This is a genomic window from Frankia nepalensis, assembly GCF_016786325.1.
Lineage (GTDB): Bacteria > Actinomycetota > Actinomycetes > Frankiales > Frankiaceae > Pseudofrankia > Pseudofrankia nepalensis.
The window spans coordinates 1-2,088 of the sequence record NZ_JADWYU010000325.1; the positions used below are offsets into that span (position 1 = coordinate 1).

A 2,088-nucleotide genomic window follows, 5' to 3' on the forward strand; every position below is an offset into this window, starting at 1 on the left:
GTCCAGGGGTGGTCGGGGGGTGTGTTGTGGGGTCGGGTGTGGATGGTGAGGGTGCGGTGGCCGGTGGGTTCGGGGGGTGTGAGGGTGAGTTGGAGGTGGAGGGTGTCGGTGGGGGGGAGGGCCAGGGGGGTGTGGAGGGTGAGTTCGTCGAGGGTGTGGGTGCCGGTGTGGGTGGCGGCGTGGAGGGCGAGTTCGAGCAGGCCGGTGCCGGGGTAGAGGGTGGTGCCGTGGATGGTGTGGTCGGCGAGCCAGGGCTGCGCCACCAACGACACACTGCCGCTGAAGACGACACCACCGGTGTCGGCGAGCGGCACGACGGCCCTGATCAGCGGGTGATCCGTCGCGACGAGCCCGAGCCCGGCGGCGTCCACGTTCTCCTGGGCGGCCGGACGGTGCCAGTAGTGCTTGTGCTGGAAGGGGTAGGTGGGCAGGTCGTAGGGCAGCGAGCCCGTGACGGGGGTCGGCTGGGGGTAGAGGGCTGGCCAGTGGGGGCTGGTGCCGGTGGTGTGCAGGGCGGCCACGGCGCGCAGCACGGCGGCCGGTTCCGGCCCGGTGCGCCGCTGCGCCGCGACCAGCCGCGCCCCGGCCGCGCCCTCGGAGTCAGACCCGGTGAGGGTCTGCTCGGCGAGGGTGGTCAGCGAGTTGTCGGGGCCGAGTTCGAGGTAGGTGCGTGTGCCTTGTTCGTGCAGGGTGGTGATGGCCTGGGCGAAGCGGACGGCGTGGCGGGCGTGGCGGGTCCAGTAGTCGGGTGTGGTCAGGTCCCCGTCGGCGGCTGCCGTGCCGGTGAGGGTGGAGACGATCGGGATGCGGGGGGTCTGGTAGGTCAGGCCCGCGAGCACCGTGTGGAACTCGTCGAGGATCGGGTCCATCAGCGGGGAGTGGAACGCGTGGCTCACCCGCAGCCGGCGGGTCTTGACTCCCTGGCTCTCCAGGGCGCGGGCCGCGGCCTCGACGGCCGTGTGCTCACCCGAGACGACCACGGCCCGCGGCCCGTTGACCGCGGCGACCGCCACCTTCCCGTCCACGCCGGCGAGCGCGGCGACGGCCTGTTCTTCACTGGCCTGGACCGAGAGCATGGCGCCGCCGTCGGGTAGCGCGTTCATCAACCGGCCCCGCGCCGCCACCAGCGCGGCCGCGTCCGGCAACGACAGAACACCGGCGACATGGGCCGCGGTGATCTCCCCGACCGAATGACCAGCGAGATGATCCGGCTCGATGCCCCACGCCGTGACCTGGCGGTACAGGGCGCTCTCGAACGCGAACAACGCCGCCTGCGTGAACACCGTCCGCTCCAGCGGCCCCGCGAGCGGGTCACCGTCCGGCGCGAACATCACCTCACGCAGCGACCCGGTTCCCACGGCGGCCAACTCGTCGCGCAGCAGCGGGTCGAGCGCGGCGCAGGCGTCGTCGAGCGCCTCACGGAACACCGGATACGCCGCGTACAGCTCCCGGCCCATCCCCGGACGCTGACTGCCCTGCCCGGCGAACAGGAACGCCACCCCACCCGCCGGGCCGGCGGCCTCGCCGATGACGACCCGCGAATGCTCTTGGCCCTGCGCGACCGCGGCCAGCCCCGCCAGCAACTCCTCACGACCGGTCGCCAGCACCACCGCCCGGTGCGCCATCACCGCCCGCGCCGTCGCCGACGAGAACCCGACCCCGGCCACATCCACCTCGCCGCGCCCCGCGACGAACCGCCCCAACCGCCCCGCCACCGCCCGCAACCCCACCGCGCCACGCCCCGACACCGGCACCAACACCGGCACCCCAACGCCCAGGTCGACAGCCGCGTCATCACCGTCCGACCGCTGCGTCAGGTCGGCGGCCTCAGGAACCTGCCTCGTCGACTCGACGGACCCATCAATGCCGGCGACAACGCCAGGACCAGCGCCGGTGCCGTCGTCGTTGTCGGTGGTTTCCGGAGCCTGCTCCAACACCACGTGCGCGTTGGTCCCACTGATCCCAAACGACGACACCCCCACCCGACGCGGCCGCCCCGTCACCGGCCACGCCCGCGCCCCCGCCAACAAACGCACCCCACCCCCCTCCCAATCCACCAACCCCGACGGCTCACCCGCGAACAACGAC

At 73.1% G+C, this 2,088-nt stretch carries 1 protein-coding gene; it reads right to left on the minus strand.

The window, feature by feature from the left end:
- On the minus strand, positions 1-2,057 hold a 2,057-nt coding region (locus tag I6A81_RS40955; protein ID WP_307875235.1), incomplete at its 3' end, for an acyltransferase domain-containing protein.
- Positions 2,058-2,088: the final 31 nt, after the last annotated feature.